We start from the raw sequence: 14784 nt of genomic DNA, 5'->3' as shown, positions 1-14784 counted from the left end.
GCTCCCCCGGGTCGGGGCTGAGCGCCGCGGCGCGTTCCAGGAAGGAGGCGGCCGCCGCCCGGCCGCCGCGGGCCAGCGCCCGGGCGGCCGAACGCTCCAGCGCGGCGGCGACCGGCTCGTTCGGTCCGACCGCGGCGTGTGCCAGGTGCCAGGCCCGCCGGTCGGGATCACGCTCGGCGTCGGTGGCGTCGGCGAGCGCGCCGTGCACCGCCCGCAGGGCGTCGGCGGCGGCGCCGCGGCAGGCCGCCGAGCGCACCAGCGGGTGCCGGAACCGCACCGGCGCGCCCAGTTTGAGCAGTCCGGCAGCCTCGGCCGGTGCCGCCGCGTCGGGCCCGATGCCCAGCGGGCGCAGGGCGCGCCACAGCAGCAGTTCGTCACCGACCGGCTCGACGGCCGCGAGCAGCAGCAGGGTGCGGGTGGCTTCGGGCAGCGCGTCGATGCGTCGGCGGAAGCCCTCCTCGACCCGGGTCGCCAGCGGGGCGACGCCGTGCCCGCCGAAGCCGAAGGCCAGTTCCGCCGCCGACAGCCCCTGGGGCAGTTCGAGCAGGGCGAGCGGGTTCCCGCCGGTCTCGGCGACGAGCCGGTCCCGCACCCGCGGGTCGGTCGGCCCGGGCAGCGCCGAGTCGAGCAGCGCCCGGGCGTCCGCGTCGGCCAGCCCCCTCAGCGGCAGGCCCGGCAGGTCGGCGAGGTCCCCCTCCCCGTCGGTGACCCGCTCCGCGAAGACCAGCGCCACCGATTCGGCGTCCAGCCGCCGGCCGACGAACCCGAGGATCCGCAGGGACATCAGGTCCAGCCACTGCGCGTCGTCGACCAGGCACACCAGCGGGTTCCCGGCCGCCGCCTCGGCGAACAGGCCGAGGACCGCCATCCCGACCAGCAGCAGCTCGGGCGCGGGCCCGGCGCTCAGGCCGAACGCGACCCGCAGCGCGTCCTGCTGCACCTGCGGCAGCCGGTCGAGGTGCGACAGCAGCGGGGCGCAGAGGCGTTGCAGCCCCGAGTAGGCGAAGTCGGACTCCGCCTCGATGCCGTCCGTGCGGACGACCTGCATCCGCGCCGCCCGCACGGCCACGTGGTCGAGCAGCGCGGACTTGCCGATGCCCGCCTCGCCGCGCAGCACCAGCACCCGGCTCCGCCCGTCGCGCAGCTCACGCAACAGGAGGTCCAGGGCCTCCAGTTCACGGTGCCGCCCGAGCAGCCGGTTGTTCTTGTCCTGCCCCATGTACGTCCTCCGGCGCGTGTCCCCGACAGGGTCGCCCCTCCCGAGGAGCTTCGCGCCCATCCTACGAAAATCTCGGCGACCAAGATCAACCCGGCGCCGGCCGGCCTCCTCGACGACCTGGTGGCCCGCCACAGGCCACGGGTCCGGACCGCCGCCCTCGACGTGACCGACGCGGACGCGGCCCGCGCGGCGGAGACCCGGAAGTGGGCCGCGGCGAGCCGGTCGGCGGACTTCCCGCCCGAGGGGTGACCGACCGGGCGGGCCCCAGGTCCCGTCTTCAAGCCCCCGCAGACGGGGGCTTGAAGACGGGCCCTAACCGGCCCGCACGGGGCCGGTGCTGCCGCGCAGGGAGACCGGCGGGGCCAGGAGGATGTTGCGGAAGGGGGTGGTGGGGTCGGCGATGCGTTCGAGCAGCAGGTCCATGGCCTGGGTTCCGATGTCCTGGGCCGGAACGTCCGCGGCGGTCAGTGGGGGGCGGAACTCCTCGGCCCAGGTGCGGCCGACGACGCCGGTGATGGAGAAGTCCCTGGGCACGGCGAGGCCGGCCTCCTCCAGGCCGCGCTGGATGCCGGGCAGCGCGGCCTCGTTGATGGTCGCGATCGCGGTGACCTCAGGGTGGTCGCGCAGGAGCCGGGTGGCGCATTCCAGGCCGGCGGCCGCGTCGTCCCCGCACTCCAGGTCGATGCCCTGGATGCCGCGCTGGGCGAGGGCCGCGGTGAAGCCGTCACGGGCCCGGTGCCCCGGCCCGTAGCCGGCCGCCACCAGTTCGACCGAGCGGTTGACCAGCGCGATGCGCTGGTGGCCCAGGTCCGCGAGGTGGTGCACGCACTGGCTGATCACCGTGGCGTAGTCGACGTCGATCCAGCACATCTCGTGGGCGCGGGCCGTGTGCCCGATGCCGACGAACGGCAGCTTGGCGCCCTGCAGCCTGCGGACCCGGGAATCCTCCAGGCGGATCTCCATCAGGATCGCCCCGTCGACGCGCCCGCCGGAGAGGAGGCGCTCGAACGACCGGTCGTGGTCGCCCCCGGAGGGGGACAGCAGGACGTCCAGGTCGGCGCGGGCCGCGGCTTCGACCACGCTGGCCACGAAGCCCAGTTGCATGTGGGTCAGCCGCCTGCTGGCCGGGGGGATCACCAGGCCGATGGTCCGGGTCCGGCCCTCCTTGAGCGCGCGGGCAGCGGCATTGGGCCGGTAGCCCAGCTCGTCGATGACGTCCTGGATGCGCTTGCGGGTGGCGTCCGAGACCGAGCGCTTGCCGCTGAGCGCGTAGGAGACGGTGCTCCGCGAGACGCCTGCCCGGCTGGCGATCTCCCCGATGTTCATCGCTGTCCTCATGGAGATGGGGTGTCCTTGGTCCGCTGGATGGCGGGCATCTGTCGCGCCTGAGAGTCGAACCGATTCGCCAAACGGTAGTGCGCTTCTTCATCGGCCGCAAGCCGCACCACAGGCCGGGCCCACCAGAAGCCACGTATTTCAGCCCTCAGTCGCTCTGCGGCGAAGTTCGCCCGAGCTATTGACGGCCTCAGGCGCCGGTCCTATGTTCCTGTCGAACCGATTCGCGCAATCGATTCGACACAGGGCCGTAACACGGAAGCGGCCTCCCCGTTACCCCCTCCACCCCTCCACCCCTCAGCGCCTTCCGCAAGCAAGACCGAAGGGTTCGGTGCCATGAACAGATCCACCGGTCGGCGGCTCGCCGCCGCCACGCTCGCCGCCGTCCTCGCCTCCGTCGGCACCGCGTGCTCCTCCTCGACCGGGACGGCCGCTTCCGACGGGGGCAGCGCCGGCGGGACCTACACCGTCTGGGACCCGTACCCGCAGTTCGACGCCGGTTCGGCCTGGGCCGAGCTGCTGGACGCCTGCGGCACCCAGGCCGGTGTGCGGATCAAGCGGACCGCCTTCGACACCAGCGACCTGACCAACAAGGAACTCCTCGCGGCGCAGCAGGGCAACTCCCCGGACGTGCTGATCGTCGACAATCCGGTGGTCTCCACGCTCGCCCAGGCCGGTGTGCTGACCTCGACCAAGGAGAACGCCGTCGACACCTCGGCGGTGTCGCCCAACCTGCTCGCGGCCGGTCAGAGCGGCGGCGAGACCTTCGGCACCCCGATCGGCGCGAACACCCTGGCGCTGTACTACAACAAGGCGGTCCTGACGGCCGCCGGCGTGGACGTCGCATCGATCAAGGACTGGGCGTCCCTGACCACGGCCCTGACGAAGGTCAAGGCCGCCGGCAAGAAGGGCATCACCTTCTCCGGGATCGGCACCGAGGAGGGGAGCTTCCAGTTCCTCCCGTGGCTCTGGGGATCGGGGGCGCAGCTCACCCACCTGGACTCCGCCCAGGCCGCTTCCGCCCTGTCGCTGTGGACCGACTGGGTCAAGCAGGGCCTGGCCCCCAACTCGGTCATCAACAACACGCAGACCACCAGCTGGCAGGAGTTCGCCGGCGGCGAGTTCGCCTTCGCGGAGAACGGCACCTGGCAGCTGGCCAACGCGAAGAAGGCCGGCTTCGAGTACGGGGTCATCCCGGTCCCCGGCATCAACGGTGGCACCGCCCCGGCCCCGACCGGTGGCGAGTTCGTCACCGTCCCGGTCCAGAAGAAGACGGCCCGCTACGGCGTCTCGGCCAAGCTGGTGTCCTGTCTGACCAGCGCGGACAACTCCTACGCCACCGACGCCACCCTGTCCTACATCGCGCCCACCCCCGCGGTGCAGGACAAGCAGGCCGCCGCCGACCCCGGCCTGCAGGCGTGGGTCGACGCGGTCAAGGCGGCCAAGGGCCGTACCAGCGACGACCTGGGCACCAAGTACCCGAAGATCTCCGAGCAGTTGTGGACCTCGGTCCAGGCCGCGCTGACCGGATCCAAGTCACCGCAGGCCGCACTCTCCGCAGCGCAGTCGGCCGCCGTCCAGTAGCACCACCAGCCGCGAGGACGACAGGACCCGCCGATGAACGACACAGCACGGATACCGGACAGCCGCTCTGTGCGCGACGGGGACGGGGCGGCCGCCGCCGCCCCGTCCCGCGAACGCGCCGACGCCGGGCCCACCAGGTCCCGCCCCCGCTCCCAGCAGTGGGCCGCCTGGGGATTCCTCACCCCGGTGGTGATCTACCTCGGCGTGTTCTACGCCTATCCCCTCTACCGGAACCTCGACCTGAGCCTGCGCGACTACACGGTGCGCTCGTTCGTGGACGGCAACGCCGCGTTCACCGGGTCGGCGAACTACCGCGCGGTCCTGGACGACCCCACGTTCCTGCCCGCACTGCTGCACACCGTGGTGTTCACCGCCGCCAGCCTGCTCCTGCAGTACGGGATCGGCCTGGCCCTCGCGGTCTTCTTCACCCAGCACTTCCGCCTCGCGGCCACGCTCCGCGCCGTGTTCCTGGTGCCCTGGCTGCTCCCGCTGATCGTGTCCGCCTCCACCTGGTCGTGGATGCTCAACAGCGACTCCGGCCTCGTCAACGCCGTCCTGCACGCGATCGGCATCGGCCCGGTCAACTGGCTCACCTCCCCGAGCTGGTCCCTGGCGTCGGTGGTGATCGCGAACATCTGGATCGGGATCCCGTTCAACCTGGTGGTCCTGTACAGCGGCCTGCAGGGCATTCCGGCCTCCCTCTACGAGGCCGCCGCCCTGGACGGGGCGAACGCCTGGCAGCGCTTCCGCCACGTCACCTTCCCGCTGCTGCGCCCGGTGTCGGCGATCACCCTGCTGCTGGGCCTGGTCTACACCCTCAAGGTCTTCGACATCATCTGGATCATGACCAGGGGTGGCCCGGTCAACTCCTCGACCACACTGGCCACCTGGTCCTACCGGCTCGGCTTCGGGAACGCGCTGCCGGCCTTCGGGCGCGGCGCTGCCGTCGGGAACCTGCTGGTCCTGATCGCCCTGGGCTTCGGCCTGGTGTACATCCGTGTCCAGCGAAAGCAGCAGACGTCATGACCACACGACACACCGCCTGGTGGAAGACCGCGATCGGACTCCTGCTCACCGCGCTGATGCTGTTCCCGGTCTACTGGATGCTGAACGTGTCCTTCACCCCCGACCAGGACATGCGCAAGTCCCCACCGGACTGGTTCCCGGCCCACGGCACCCTGGAGGGTTACCGGGCCGTCCTGGACCAGCAACTCCCCTATCTGGGTACCAGCCTGGCCGTCGCCCTCGGCACCGTCTGCCTCACCGTCGCCGTCTCCGCACCCGCCGGCTACGCGCTGGCGAAGCTGCGCCCGCGAGGCGGCGGAGTGATCGGTTTCGTGCTGCTGGTCGCGCAGATGATCCCCGGCATCATCATGGCGATGGGCTTCTACACCATCTACCTCAAGCTCGGGATGCTGCAGTCGCTGCCGGGCCTGATCATCGCCGACTCCACGATCGCCGTCCCATTCGCCGTGCTGATCTTCACCGCGTTCATGGACGGGATCCCCGGCGAACTGCTGCAGGCCGCCAGGACCGACGGCGCGGGCCACCTGCGGACGTTCTGGTCGATCGTCCTGCCGATGAGCCGCAACGCGATCGTCACCGTCTCGCTGTTCGCCTTCCTCTGGGCCTGGTCCGACTTCGTGTTCGCCAGCACCCTGGCCGGCGGCGGCGCCCACGAACCGATCACGCTGGGGATCTACCACTACATCGGCAACAACAACCAGCAGTGGAACGCCATCATGGCCACCGCCGTGGTCGCCTCCGTCCCCACCGCGCTGATCCTGGTCCTGGCCCAGCGCTACGTCGCCGCCGGCGTCACCGCCGGAGCCGTCAAGGACTGACACCCCGCCGGCACCTCCCCTCCCCCGGAAGCCTCCGCCCGTCGGCGAACCCGCGCCCCGCGGCCGCCGCACGGTCGGCAGAGCACGCCCCCGCACCAGAAACGAGCGCCCTGCGATGACCGACGCCCTCACTGGCCCGGCCTTCAACATCCGCGACATCCCCTTCAGCAGTCACGGCTCCTGGTTCAGCATCTCCCCCGTGACCTCCGAGCACGTCCGCGCCGAGGACCTGCACCTGGTCTCCCACCAGGGCGGCATGCGTCCCGTGCTGCGCCTGGTCCCCGTCGAAGGGGAGCACGGCGAGCGGGTCGAGACGCACTGGAACGCCACACCGGGGCGGCTCACCTGGGCCGGGCAGGACGGGCACATCGAACTGACCTACCAGTCCGCCGACACCCTGCGGCTGCGCGGTACCGGCCTGGGCCTGCGGATCCGCGCCTCGGCCGAACGGCTCACACCGTTCAGCGGCACGTACTTCCTCCACGACCCGCTCGACGACTCCTACGTGTTCACCTCCTACGAGACCGGCCGGCGCTACCGGATCAGCGTGCTGGCCGGGCAGGAGGTGGACGTCCAGGGTGTCGAGTCGCTCGGCGCCGCCGGCCGCGGGCTGACCCTGACCGGCGACGGCACCGGAGCCTGGGAGGCGGCGGTCGAGGAGCTGGACAGCGCCCGCCCGCCCTACGCACCGTCAGGAACCCACGAGGAGACGGCGGCCCGGGCCGACCAGGGGTTCACGCGGTTCGCCGACGCGGTCACCCCCTGGCGTACCCCGGACAGCCCGGCCGCCGAACTGGCCGCCTACGTGGTCTGGTCCGCGACGGTGGGGCCGGCCGGGTTCCTCGGGCGCCCGGCCGTACTGATGTCCAAGCACTGGATGGACAAGGTCTGGAGCTGGGACCACTGCTTCAACGCCCTCGCCCTGGCCCCCGGAGCACCGGAGTTGGCCTGGGACCAGTTCCAGATCATATTCGATCACCAGGACGAGAGCGGCGCGCTGCCCGACTCCGTGACCCACTCCGAAGTCCTCTACAACTTCGTCAAGCCCCCCATCCACGGCTGGGCCCTGCGCCACCTGCGACGGCGCCTGCCGCACCCGCTGAGCCGCACCCGGCTCACCGACGCGTACCACCGCCTGGCACGGTGGACCAGGTTCTGGCTCGACTCCAGGCGCGCACCCGGCCAGCCCCTGCCGCACTACCAGCACGGCAACGACAGCGGCTGGGACAACGCCACCACCTTCGACCCCGGACGCCTGCGGATCACCGCCGACCTCTCCGCCTTCCTGATCCTGCAACTGCGCGAACTCGCCGGCCTGGCCACCGAGCTCGACCGCGCCGACGAGGCGGCCGCCTGGGCGCACTCGGCGGACACCCTCCAGGCCGCCGTGATCCAGGACCTGTGGACGGGTGAACGCTTCCAGGCCCGGTCCCCCCGGACCGGCACGGGTGCCACCAGCCTCAGCCTGCTGGACCTGATGCCCGTCGTCCTCGGCGAGCACCTGCCCACCGACATCGGCACGCACCTGGCCGCCCGCATCGAAACCCACCTGACCGCCCACGGACTGGCCACCGAGCGGCCCGACTCACCCCACTACCAGGCCGACGGCTACTGGCGCGGACCGATCTGGGCACCCGCCACCGTCCTCATCGAGGACGGCCTGCGCCGCGCCGGGCACGTGGACCTGGCCGACGAGATCAGCGCCCGCTTCCGCGCCCTGTGCGAGAACTCCGGCTTCGCCGAGAACTTCGACGCCCTCACCGGCGAAGGACTGCGCGACCGCGCCTACACCTGGACCGCCAGCAGCTACCTCCTGCTCGCCGAGGACCACACCAGGCGCACCCACCCCCAGAACGGCGACCACCGCCGGTAGGTCGCCCGCACCCGCCCCACCCACACCCACATCCCACCAGTCGGGAGAGCCGCCATGCACCCGCACCGCCGCAAACTGACCGTCAGCCTCGCCGCCCTGCTCACCACCCTGGCCGCCGGGATCGCCCCCGCCACCACCGCGCACGCCGCCGACACCGGTATCACCGTCGACTTCGCCACCGCCGGCGGAGCCCCCAACTACCGTGCCTCCGGCATGATCTACGGAATGACGCCGAACGGCGCGCTGCCCCAGGACCACTTCCTCACCGACATCAAGTGGCACTTCATGCGGGCCGGCGGCGCCCAGCTCAACAGCGGCGGCTACGCCACCAGCCTCGCCGACTACCGGACCCGCTGGGACTCCACACTCGCCCAGTACAAGCGCACCGCCGCCCTCGGCGGCACCTTCATCATCCTGCCGCACGACCTCTGGGGCGCCGACAGCACCACCCACGTGGGCTGGCCCGGCGACAACGGCAACTGGACGCAGTTCGACAACTTCGTCAACCAGCTGTTCTCCGACGTCAAGGCCAACAACATGACCGTCCAGTGGGACCTGTGGAACGAAGCCGACGGCAGTGGCTTCTGGGGCGCCTCGCAGGCCCAGTACCTGCAGATGTGGTCCCGCTTCCACGCCGCCGTCCGCGCCAACTTCCCCCACCAGCTCATCGTCGGCCCCAGCATGGCGGGCCAGCCCACCTCCAACAACCGCTGGTGGAACACCTACCTCGACCACGTCAAGGCCAACAACGTCGCCCCCGACATCTACAGCTGGCACGACGAGCCGGGCGAGCCCGTCGCCGGAGCCGCGAACGCCAACTCCACACTCGCCGCCCACGGCCTCACCAACACCCGCCCGTACCAGATCAACGAGTACGCCACGCTGTCCCAGCAGACTCCCGGCGGCGGCGGCTGGTTCATCAGCCGGCTGGAGCGCGCGGGCGCCGACGGCCTGCGCGGCAACTGGGCCTCCGGCACCGCCCTGCACGACTACGCGGCGAACCTGCTCACCAAGAACAGCGCCGGACAGTACCTCCCCAAGGGCGAGTGGTTCACCTACCGCTTCTACGGCTCCCAGACCGGCAACATCGTCAACCTCGTCCCGGGCGGCAACACCGACGGTTTCGCCACCAAGGACAACGCCGCGGGCAACGCGAAGATCCTGCTCGGCAGCAACGGCAACACCGGCAACGTCACGGTCAACCTCACCGGCCTGAACACCACCTCCGTGGTCTCCGGCGGGAAGGTCCGCGCGATCCTGCAGCGCCTGCCGTACGTCGGCGGCGCCGCGATGAACGGACCGGTCACCGTCACCGACCAGAACCTCACCGTCACCTCCAACGGTGCCTCCCTGACGGTCCCGTGGACCGACTCCCGCGACGGCTACACCGTGACCCTGCTCCCGCCGACCAACACCACCGTCTCCACCGTCGCGATCAGTGAGAACGGTGGCAACCAGTGCCTGGACGACACCGACCTCAGCAAGGCCGACGGCACCCGGTACCAGCAGTACAACTGCGAGGGCGGGTACCAGCAGATGCTCGACTTCAAGCCCGTCGCCGGGGTGGCCAACACCTACACCGTCGTCAACGAACTCAGCGGTAAGTGCCTCGACGTCCTCGCCGCCTCCACCGCCGAGGGCGCCGCCATCGGCCAGTGGACCTGCAACGGCGGAACCAACCAGCAGTTCACCCTCCGGCCCGTCAGCGCACTCGGCAACAGCCAGGACTACCAGCTCGTGGCCGTTCACAGCGGCAAGTGCGTCGACGTCGCCGGCGCCTCCACCGCCCCCGGCGCCCTCGTCCACCAGTGGACCTGCGACGCGGCAGGCGTCCTGGGCACCAAGAAGAACCAGATCTGGCGGCTCACCGGCAAGGCCTGATCCACGGCCCGGGCGCCGGACCGTGCCCCCTCCGGGGCTCCTCCTCGTACGTCGGGGGTGCGGTCAGTCTCCCGGTCCGGCGCCCGGGCCGTCCGGGTCGCCGTACTCGCCAGGGGCGTCCGGGTCGCCGTACTGGGCGCGCCACTCGCGGGCGCGGGCGTTGTGCCAGTCCACGCCCTGCTGCGCCTGGTGCTCGGAGAGGCCGCTGAGCGCGGCGACCACGGCGAGCGGCACCGGCTCCTCGTAGTCGGCGAGCGCGCGGCAGACCTTGGCCGCCCACTGCTCCTCCGGGACGAACGGGCGGCCGCGGTATTCGTCGACCAGCGCGGCGAGGTGCTCGGCCGAGCAGGCGGTGATGACCCGCCTGCCGTCGAGCGCCGGGTCGGAGGCGTGCACGGCGGAGGAGTCCGGGACGAGCGCGCCGAGCAGCTCCTCGCCGAGGACGACCTGTCCGCAGTGGTCGCAGAGGTCGTACGCCGACGCGTCGTGCGCGCCGGCGCCACCGTCCGCCGGGGGTTCGTAGTGCTCCACGCCCGACGCCTACCCGATGGGCGCCGAGGCAACCACCCCGGTACGGGCGGCCCGGGAAGGGGATCGTCGGCGGCCCCCGGCCCGCCGAAGGGGGACCGGGGGCCGCGGCCTTTGAGAACGGGAACGCGTTCCGCGCTCGGCTCGCTCGGCTCGGTTCGCTCAGCTCGGGGAGATGCGGCCCCGCCAGCCTCCTTCCTCCCGACCCTGTTCCTCGATGAAGTCCTTGAACCGCCTCAGGTCGCCCTTCACCCGCCGGTCGACCATGCCCATGGCGGAGCCGGCCTTCTCGGCGAGGCCCTCGGGCTGGAAGTCGATGGCCAGGCTCACCCTGGTGTGCGTGTCGTCGATGCTCCGGAAGGTGACGACGCCCTTCTGCCGCACCTCGCCCTCGACCGTCCGCCAGGCGATCCGCTCGTCCGGCAGCTGGTCGACGATCTCGGTGTCGAACTCGCGGCTGACGCCCCCGATGCTGGTCCGCCAGTGGTTGTGGCGGTCGTCCAGCTGGGTCACCGCCTCGACGCCTTCCATGAAGCGGGGGAACTCCTCGAAGAGGGTCCACTGGTTGTACGCGGTGTGCAGCGGCACGTCGACGTCGACCGACTCCTTGACCATGCTCATCAGGTGCCTCCCTGCTGGTTGCGCGGTTGGTGGGGCCGGGCGCTCCCGGCGCCGTCGGCGCGCCTGCCCCACCGGCCCGCCGCTAATCCTCCGAGCCCCGGAACCGTCCCAGTGGGTGCCACCCGGTGGCCGACCGGCGCCGCCCGGGATTGCATGGGAGGGCCCGATCCCCTGCTCCGGGAGGCAGTCGTGTACGAGATGTGGGCCGAGTCCGATCCGGCGGAGGAGCCGTCGGGCCTGATGTGGCACGTGGTGTCGAAGAACGACGCGTCGACGGCGCTCTGCGGGCAGTCGCTGGAGCTGTCCCGCCGGGTGGTGCCGAACGGCATGGAGGTGCCGGCCGGGTTGCCCGACCGCTACTGCGATCCGTGCCTGGTCACGGTGCGGGAGACCATGGCGGCGGCCGACCACTGAGCGTCGACGCGTCGACCGGCGGGCGCCTGGCCACCGTGGTGCACCGGGCCGCCCGGGCGGGCGGCCCGGTGCGGTGCGGGCGGGTGCGGATGGGTGCGCTGGCGGACGCGCGCGCCCTCCCGGGTTTGGCCGCGCGGCGGACGGCTAGCCGCCGGGTATGAACACTTCCCCGTACGACCTCCCGCAGGCCCGCCCGTGGTCCCGGCGGCTGCGCCGCGCGCTGGACGCGCCGGCCGACTGGCGCTTCCTCGACCGGCCGGCCCGGCCGCTCGCCGACGCGCTGAACGGCCTCCCGCTGGGCCCCTCCCGCGACCTCCTGCACGGCGTGTGGCTCGGCCACCCGCTGCATCCGGCGCTGGTCCAGCTCCCGCTCGGCTGCTGGATCTCGGCGGAACTCCTGGACTCCCTGCCCGGCGGACGGCGGGCGGCGGGCGTTCTGATCGCCGCCGGACTGGTCACCGCCGGGCCCGCCACCGCGGCCGGCTGGGTCGACTGGGCCCGGCTGGACCCGCCGCGCCGGCGCACCGGCCTGGTGCACGCCGCCGCCAACACCACCGGCGTCCTGCTGTTCGCCGCTTCGCTGCTGGCCCGCTGCCGGTGCCGGCCCGTCCGGGGCCGGCTGCTCGGCCTGGCCGGGCTCACCGCCGTGTCGGTCGGCGGCGTGCTCGGCGGGCACCTGGCCTACCACCAGGGTGCGGGCCCCAACCGGGCGGCGGCGGTGCACCGGGTGGCGCCCCCGGAGTGGATCGGGGTCGGCCCGGTCGAGAACTTCCCGCCGGGCGAACCGGTCCGGCGCACCGTCGACGGGCTGGCGGTGGTCGTCGTCCACGGCGGCGAGGACGACTGGCACGTGCTCGCGGACCGCTGCGCCCACCTGTCGGGGCCGCTGTCCGAGGGCACACTGGTGGACGGCTGTCTGCGCTGTCCGTGGCACGGCAGCGAGTTCCGGCTGCGCGACGGCGAGGTCGTCCGCGGGCCGGCCACCGCCCCGCAGCCGGTGCTCCAGGCCCGGGTCCTCTCCGGGCACCTGGAGATCCGACTGCCCGGGGCCGGCTGACGCCCGCCTAGCTCACCGTCCACTCCGCCGGGTCGCGGCGCGGCGCACGGCACGCGTCCGGCCGGCACGCGTCCGGCCGTCGCCGCCGGCCGGGCGCCGGAGCAGCATTCCGGCACAGCCGAGCACCAGCAGCCAGCCAGCGATCAGCGGCCACAGCAGCGGTGCCGCCTCGGCGGACAGCCCGGCGGCCAGCAGCACCGGCGGCAGCAGTCCCAGCACGGGCAGGGTCCCGGGGCGCGAGCCGCTGGTCGCCGCCCACACCCGTCCGCGTACCGCGAGCCCCCGGGCCCGCAACCCTGCCACGATCCGCCTCTGCCGCCTCTGCTGCCTCATCCCGTCCGCCTTCCTCTCCGCACACGTCCGCACACGCGGTCCGACCCCTCCGACCCCCGGCCGTCCGGCTTCCCCGAACCGCGCACCCCGAACACCGCGCACCGTTTCGCCCCGACACCACCCCCACCCGGCCACAACCCCGCGCGCCCCCACGCGCCGGCTCGGCCGATCCCGTCCGGTCAGCTCCGATCACGGTCCGCCCTCGGTGAAGGTGAAGGCGCCGGTCACGGCGGGGCGCCGTCGCGGACGGGGAAGGCGTCGGTGGCGCCGGTGAGTTCGAGGACGCGCCGGACCAGCGGCCGGGGGCGCGCGAGTTCGATCCGGCTGCCGGCGGCGTGTGCCCGGACGGCGGCGGCGAGCAGTTCGGACAGGCCGGTGGAGTCGCAGAACGCGAGGTCGCCGCAGTCGATCACGACGACCGTGCCGGGCGTGGCGAGCGCGCGGTCGAGGGCTTCGCGCAGGACGGCGACGGAGTCCAGGTCGAGTTCTCCGTCCAGGGCGACGACGGTGCCGCCGCCCCACGGCCGGGTGCGGGTGGTGAGTCCGAGGGGCTGGTCCGGGGCGGTCGTGATGCCGTCGGGAGGTCGGGACGGACGGCGGGTCATGGCGGGTGCTCCTGTTCCTTCGCGGCGGCGGTCGCGAGAACGGGTCGCGAGGTCGGGCCGCAGGATCCGGCGGCGGTGCCCGTTCCTCCTCCTTGTTCATACCGACGGCCCCCCACAGAGCGGCTATCCGCTGTGGGGGGCCGGAAACCCCGGAAGGGGCATCGGTTGTCGGCCGGGTCACGGTCCGGCCGGGGTCGGTCGGTGCGGGGATCAGCCGGGGCCGTCGGGCGGGTCGTCCGTCCAGGCCGCCGCGTCGCGGTCCTCCAGCTGCTCGCGCAGGTGCGCGAGGGTGGCGGAGAGCAGCCGGGACACGTGCATCTGGGAGACGCCGATCCGGTCGGCTATCTCGGACTGCGTCCGGTCCTCCCAGAACCGCAGTTTGAGCACCGTCTGCTCGCGCTCCGGCAGCTGTCCGAGCAGGGGGCGGACGGCGGTGCGGAACTCGGCCAGCTCGATGCCCGGGTCGCAGCAGCCGAGCCGGTCCAGCAGCGCGCTGCCGGCCTCGTCGCTGTCCTGCTCACGCAGCGCGTCGAGCGAGTTGGGCCGGTAGACCCGGCCGGCGACCAGTCCCTCGATGACGTCCTCGACAGTGAGGTGGAGGGCCTCGGCGAGCTCCTCGGGGTGCGGCAGCCGGCCGAGTTGCTGCTCCAGCCGGTCGGAGCCCCGGGCCACCGTGAGGTAGCACTCCTGCATCCGGCGCGGCACCCGGACCGGCCAGGAGGTGTCCCGGAAGAACCGCTTGACCTCGCCGGCGATGGTGGGGATGGCGTAGGTGACGAACTCGACGCCGCGCCCCGGGTCGTAGCCGTCGACCGCCTTGATCAGCCCGACGGTGCCGACCTGGAGGATGTCGTCCATGTCCTCGGGGCGGTGCCGGAACCGGCCGGCGATGAACCGCACCAGCGGCATGTTGAGCTCGATGATCGTGCCCCGGACGTAGCTGTAGGCGTGCGACTCACGGGGCAGCCCGGCGAGCCGCGCGAAGAGCGCGTCGCTCAGCCCGCGCGCCTCGGCCTTGCCCATGGCCCGCAGCTCCGCCTCGGTGGGGCGCGGCGGCAGGTCCGACGGCAGGTCCGGCGCCAGGTCCGACCGCAGGTCCGACGGCAGCTCGGCCGCCGGCGGGGGCGGCGGAACATCGGACCGGACGGGCGACGAGCCGGCCTGGCGACCGGTTCCCAGGGTCGAAGTGGACACGGCGGTTCTCCTGGGCAGAAGGGAACGCCTGGGGCCGCGAGCGAGGTGGGGCGTCGTCGCCCCGCGCGCTGCGGCTCCTCTCCCGAGATCCTCTGCCCGGCTTCTTCAAGCGATGGTCCAAGCGGCGTCCGCTGGGGACGCGGGAGCGTCCGCGGAGTCCGCGGCCACTCCGGTGGTGTTGGTACCCGACTTGAGGTGATTCATGCCGTTCTACCCCGATTTAACGCCCGCCGAACCGGGCAATCGGGTAGGAGGGCCGGGTCACCCGGCCCTCCTCCCACACCACCGGACATGCG

At 72.7% G+C, this 14784-nt stretch carries 14 protein-coding genes; 7 read left to right on the top strand and 7 right to left on the bottom strand.

Annotated features, from left to right (window positions below; translation table 11 throughout):
• A partial coding sequence (locus ACFP3U_RS36090; RefSeq protein WP_380230006.1) for an AAA family ATPase occupies nucleotides 1–1219 on the bottom strand: 1219 nt, incomplete at its 3' end.
• 312 nt (nucleotides 1220–1531) lie between these two features.
• Nucleotides 1532–2545 (bottom strand): LacI family DNA-binding transcriptional regulator, encoded by a 1014-nt coding sequence (locus ACFP3U_RS36085; protein WP_380230007.1) that lies wholly within the window; start codon nucleotides 2543–2545, stop codon nucleotides 1532–1534.
• 345 nt (nucleotides 2546–2890) lie between these two features.
• On the opposite strand from ACFP3U_RS36085, the gene ACFP3U_RS36080 reads away from it, so the two are divergent.
• The 5 genes from ACFP3U_RS36080 to ACFP3U_RS36060 all read left to right on the top strand — a co-directional run bounded on the left by ACFP3U_RS36080 (nucleotide 2891) and on the right by ACFP3U_RS36060 (nucleotide 9736).
• Nucleotides 2891–4138: a sugar ABC transporter substrate-binding protein gene (locus ACFP3U_RS36080; protein ID WP_380230005.1), complete on the top strand. Its 1248-nt coding sequence runs from the start codon at nucleotides 2891–2893 to the stop codon at nucleotides 4136–4138.
• A gap of 33 nt (nucleotides 4139–4171) precedes the next feature.
• Nucleotides 4172–5164, top strand: a complete 993-nt coding sequence (locus ACFP3U_RS36075) for a carbohydrate ABC transporter permease (protein ID WP_380230004.1) — start codon at nucleotides 4172–4174, stop codon at nucleotides 5162–5164.
• A complete protein-coding gene (locus tag ACFP3U_RS36070) occupies nucleotides 5161–5982 on the top strand; it encodes a carbohydrate ABC transporter permease (RefSeq protein WP_380230003.1) in 822 nt (273 codons plus the stop codon). The genes ACFP3U_RS36075 and ACFP3U_RS36070 overlap by 4 nt, the downstream gene beginning before the upstream one ends.
• Before the next feature lie 115 nt (nucleotides 5983–6097).
• Nucleotides 6098–7855 carry an amylo-alpha-1,6-glucosidase gene (locus ACFP3U_RS36065; RefSeq protein WP_380230002.1) on the top strand — a complete coding sequence of 586 codons (1758 nt, stop codon included), beginning with the start codon at nucleotides 6098–6100 and terminating at the stop codon, nucleotides 7853–7855.
• A gap of 54 nt (nucleotides 7856–7909) precedes the next feature.
• Nucleotides 7910–9736, top strand: coding sequence for an RICIN domain-containing protein (locus tag ACFP3U_RS36060; protein WP_380230001.1), 1827 nt, complete (start codon nucleotides 7910–7912; stop codon nucleotides 9734–9736).
• A gap of 63 nt (nucleotides 9737–9799) precedes the next feature.
• On the opposite strand, the gene ACFP3U_RS36055 is transcribed toward ACFP3U_RS36060, so the two are convergent.
• A complete protein-coding gene (locus ACFP3U_RS36055) occupies nucleotides 9800–10267 on the bottom strand; it encodes a BAR domain-containing protein (RefSeq protein WP_380230000.1) in 468 nt (155 codons plus the stop codon).
• Between the two features lie 159 nt (nucleotides 10268–10426).
• Nucleotides 10427–10885: an SRPBCC family protein gene (locus ACFP3U_RS36050; RefSeq protein ID WP_380229999.1), complete on the bottom strand. Its 459-nt coding sequence runs from the start codon at nucleotides 10883–10885 to the stop codon at nucleotides 10427–10429.
• Between the two features lie 189 nt (nucleotides 10886–11074).
• On the opposite strand from ACFP3U_RS36050, the gene ACFP3U_RS36045 reads away from it, so the two are divergent.
• Both ACFP3U_RS36045 and ACFP3U_RS36040 read left to right on the top strand, forming a co-directional pair.
• Complete coding sequence (locus tag ACFP3U_RS36045) at nucleotides 11075–11299, top strand: hypothetical protein (protein ID WP_380229998.1); 225 nt, start codon at nucleotides 11075–11077, stop codon at nucleotides 11297–11299.
• 157 nt (nucleotides 11300–11456) lie between these two features.
• Nucleotides 11457–12356 (top strand): Rieske (2Fe-2S) protein, encoded by a 900-nt coding sequence (locus tag ACFP3U_RS36040; RefSeq protein ID WP_380229997.1) that lies wholly within the window; start codon nucleotides 11457–11459, stop codon nucleotides 12354–12356.
• A 12-nt stretch (nucleotides 12357–12368) separates the two neighbouring features.
• On the opposite strand, the gene ACFP3U_RS36035 is transcribed toward ACFP3U_RS36040, so the two are convergent.
• From ACFP3U_RS36035 to ACFP3U_RS36025, 3 genes are all read right to left on the bottom strand, one after another.
• Nucleotides 12369–12689 carry a hypothetical protein gene (locus tag ACFP3U_RS36035; RefSeq protein WP_380229996.1) on the bottom strand — a complete coding sequence of 107 codons (321 nt, stop codon included), beginning with the start codon at nucleotides 12687–12689 and terminating at the stop codon, nucleotides 12369–12371.
• Between the two features lie 224 nt (nucleotides 12690–12913).
• Complete coding sequence (locus tag ACFP3U_RS36030) at nucleotides 12914–13294, bottom strand: STAS domain-containing protein (RefSeq protein WP_380229995.1); 381 nt, start codon at nucleotides 13292–13294, stop codon at nucleotides 12914–12916.
• Between the two features lie 210 nt (nucleotides 13295–13504).
• The gene (locus ACFP3U_RS36025) at nucleotides 13505–14488 is read right to left on the bottom strand and encodes a SigB/SigF/SigG family RNA polymerase sigma factor (RefSeq protein ID WP_380229994.1); all 984 of its coding nucleotides are present in this window, start codon (nucleotides 14486–14488) and stop codon (nucleotides 13505–13507) included.
• Nucleotides 14489–14784: the final 296 nt, after the last annotated feature.

Source organism: Kitasatospora misakiensis (assembly GCF_042656005.1).
GTDB lineage: Bacteria > Actinomycetota > Actinomycetes > Streptomycetales > Streptomycetaceae > Kitasatospora > Kitasatospora misakiensis.
Note: the sequence above shows the minus strand (reverse complement) of the source record. Positions and strands in the feature narration are given on the sequence as shown.

Excerpts from the sequence above, each read along its gene's own strand:
- ACFP3U_RS36085 (WP_380230007.1), bottom strand. The coding sequence starts at position 2,545 with ATGAACATCGGGGAGATCGCCAGCCGGGCAGGCGTCTCGCGGAGCACC.
- ACFP3U_RS36080 (WP_380230005.1), top strand. The coding sequence starts at position 2,891 with ATGAACAGATCCACCGGTCGGCGGCTCGCCGCCGCCACGCTCGCCGCC.
- ACFP3U_RS36075 (WP_380230004.1), top strand. The coding sequence starts at position 4,172 with ATGAACGACACAGCACGGATACCGGACAGCCGCTCTGTGCGCGACGGG.
- ACFP3U_RS36070 (WP_380230003.1), top strand. The coding sequence starts at position 5,161 with ATGACCACACGACACACCGCCTGGTGGAAGACCGCGATCGGACTCCTG.
- ACFP3U_RS36065 (WP_380230002.1), top strand. The coding sequence starts at position 6,098 with ATGACCGACGCCCTCACTGGCCCGGCCTTCAACATCCGCGACATCCCC.
- ACFP3U_RS36060 (WP_380230001.1), top strand. The coding sequence starts at position 7,910 with ATGCACCCGCACCGCCGCAAACTGACCGTCAGCCTCGCCGCCCTGCTC.
- ACFP3U_RS36050 (WP_380229999.1), bottom strand. The coding sequence starts at position 10,885 with ATGAGCATGGTCAAGGAGTCGGTCGACGTCGACGTGCCGCTGCACACC.
- ACFP3U_RS36040 (WP_380229997.1), top strand. The coding sequence starts at position 11,457 with ATGAACACTTCCCCGTACGACCTCCCGCAGGCCCGCCCGTGGTCCCGG.
- ACFP3U_RS36035 (WP_380229996.1), bottom strand. The coding sequence starts at position 12,689 with ATGAGGCAGCAGAGGCGGCAGAGGCGGATCGTGGCAGGGTTGCGGGCC.
- ACFP3U_RS36030 (WP_380229995.1), bottom strand. The coding sequence starts at position 13,294 with ATGACCCGCCGTCCGTCCCGACCTCCCGACGGCATCACGACCGCCCCG.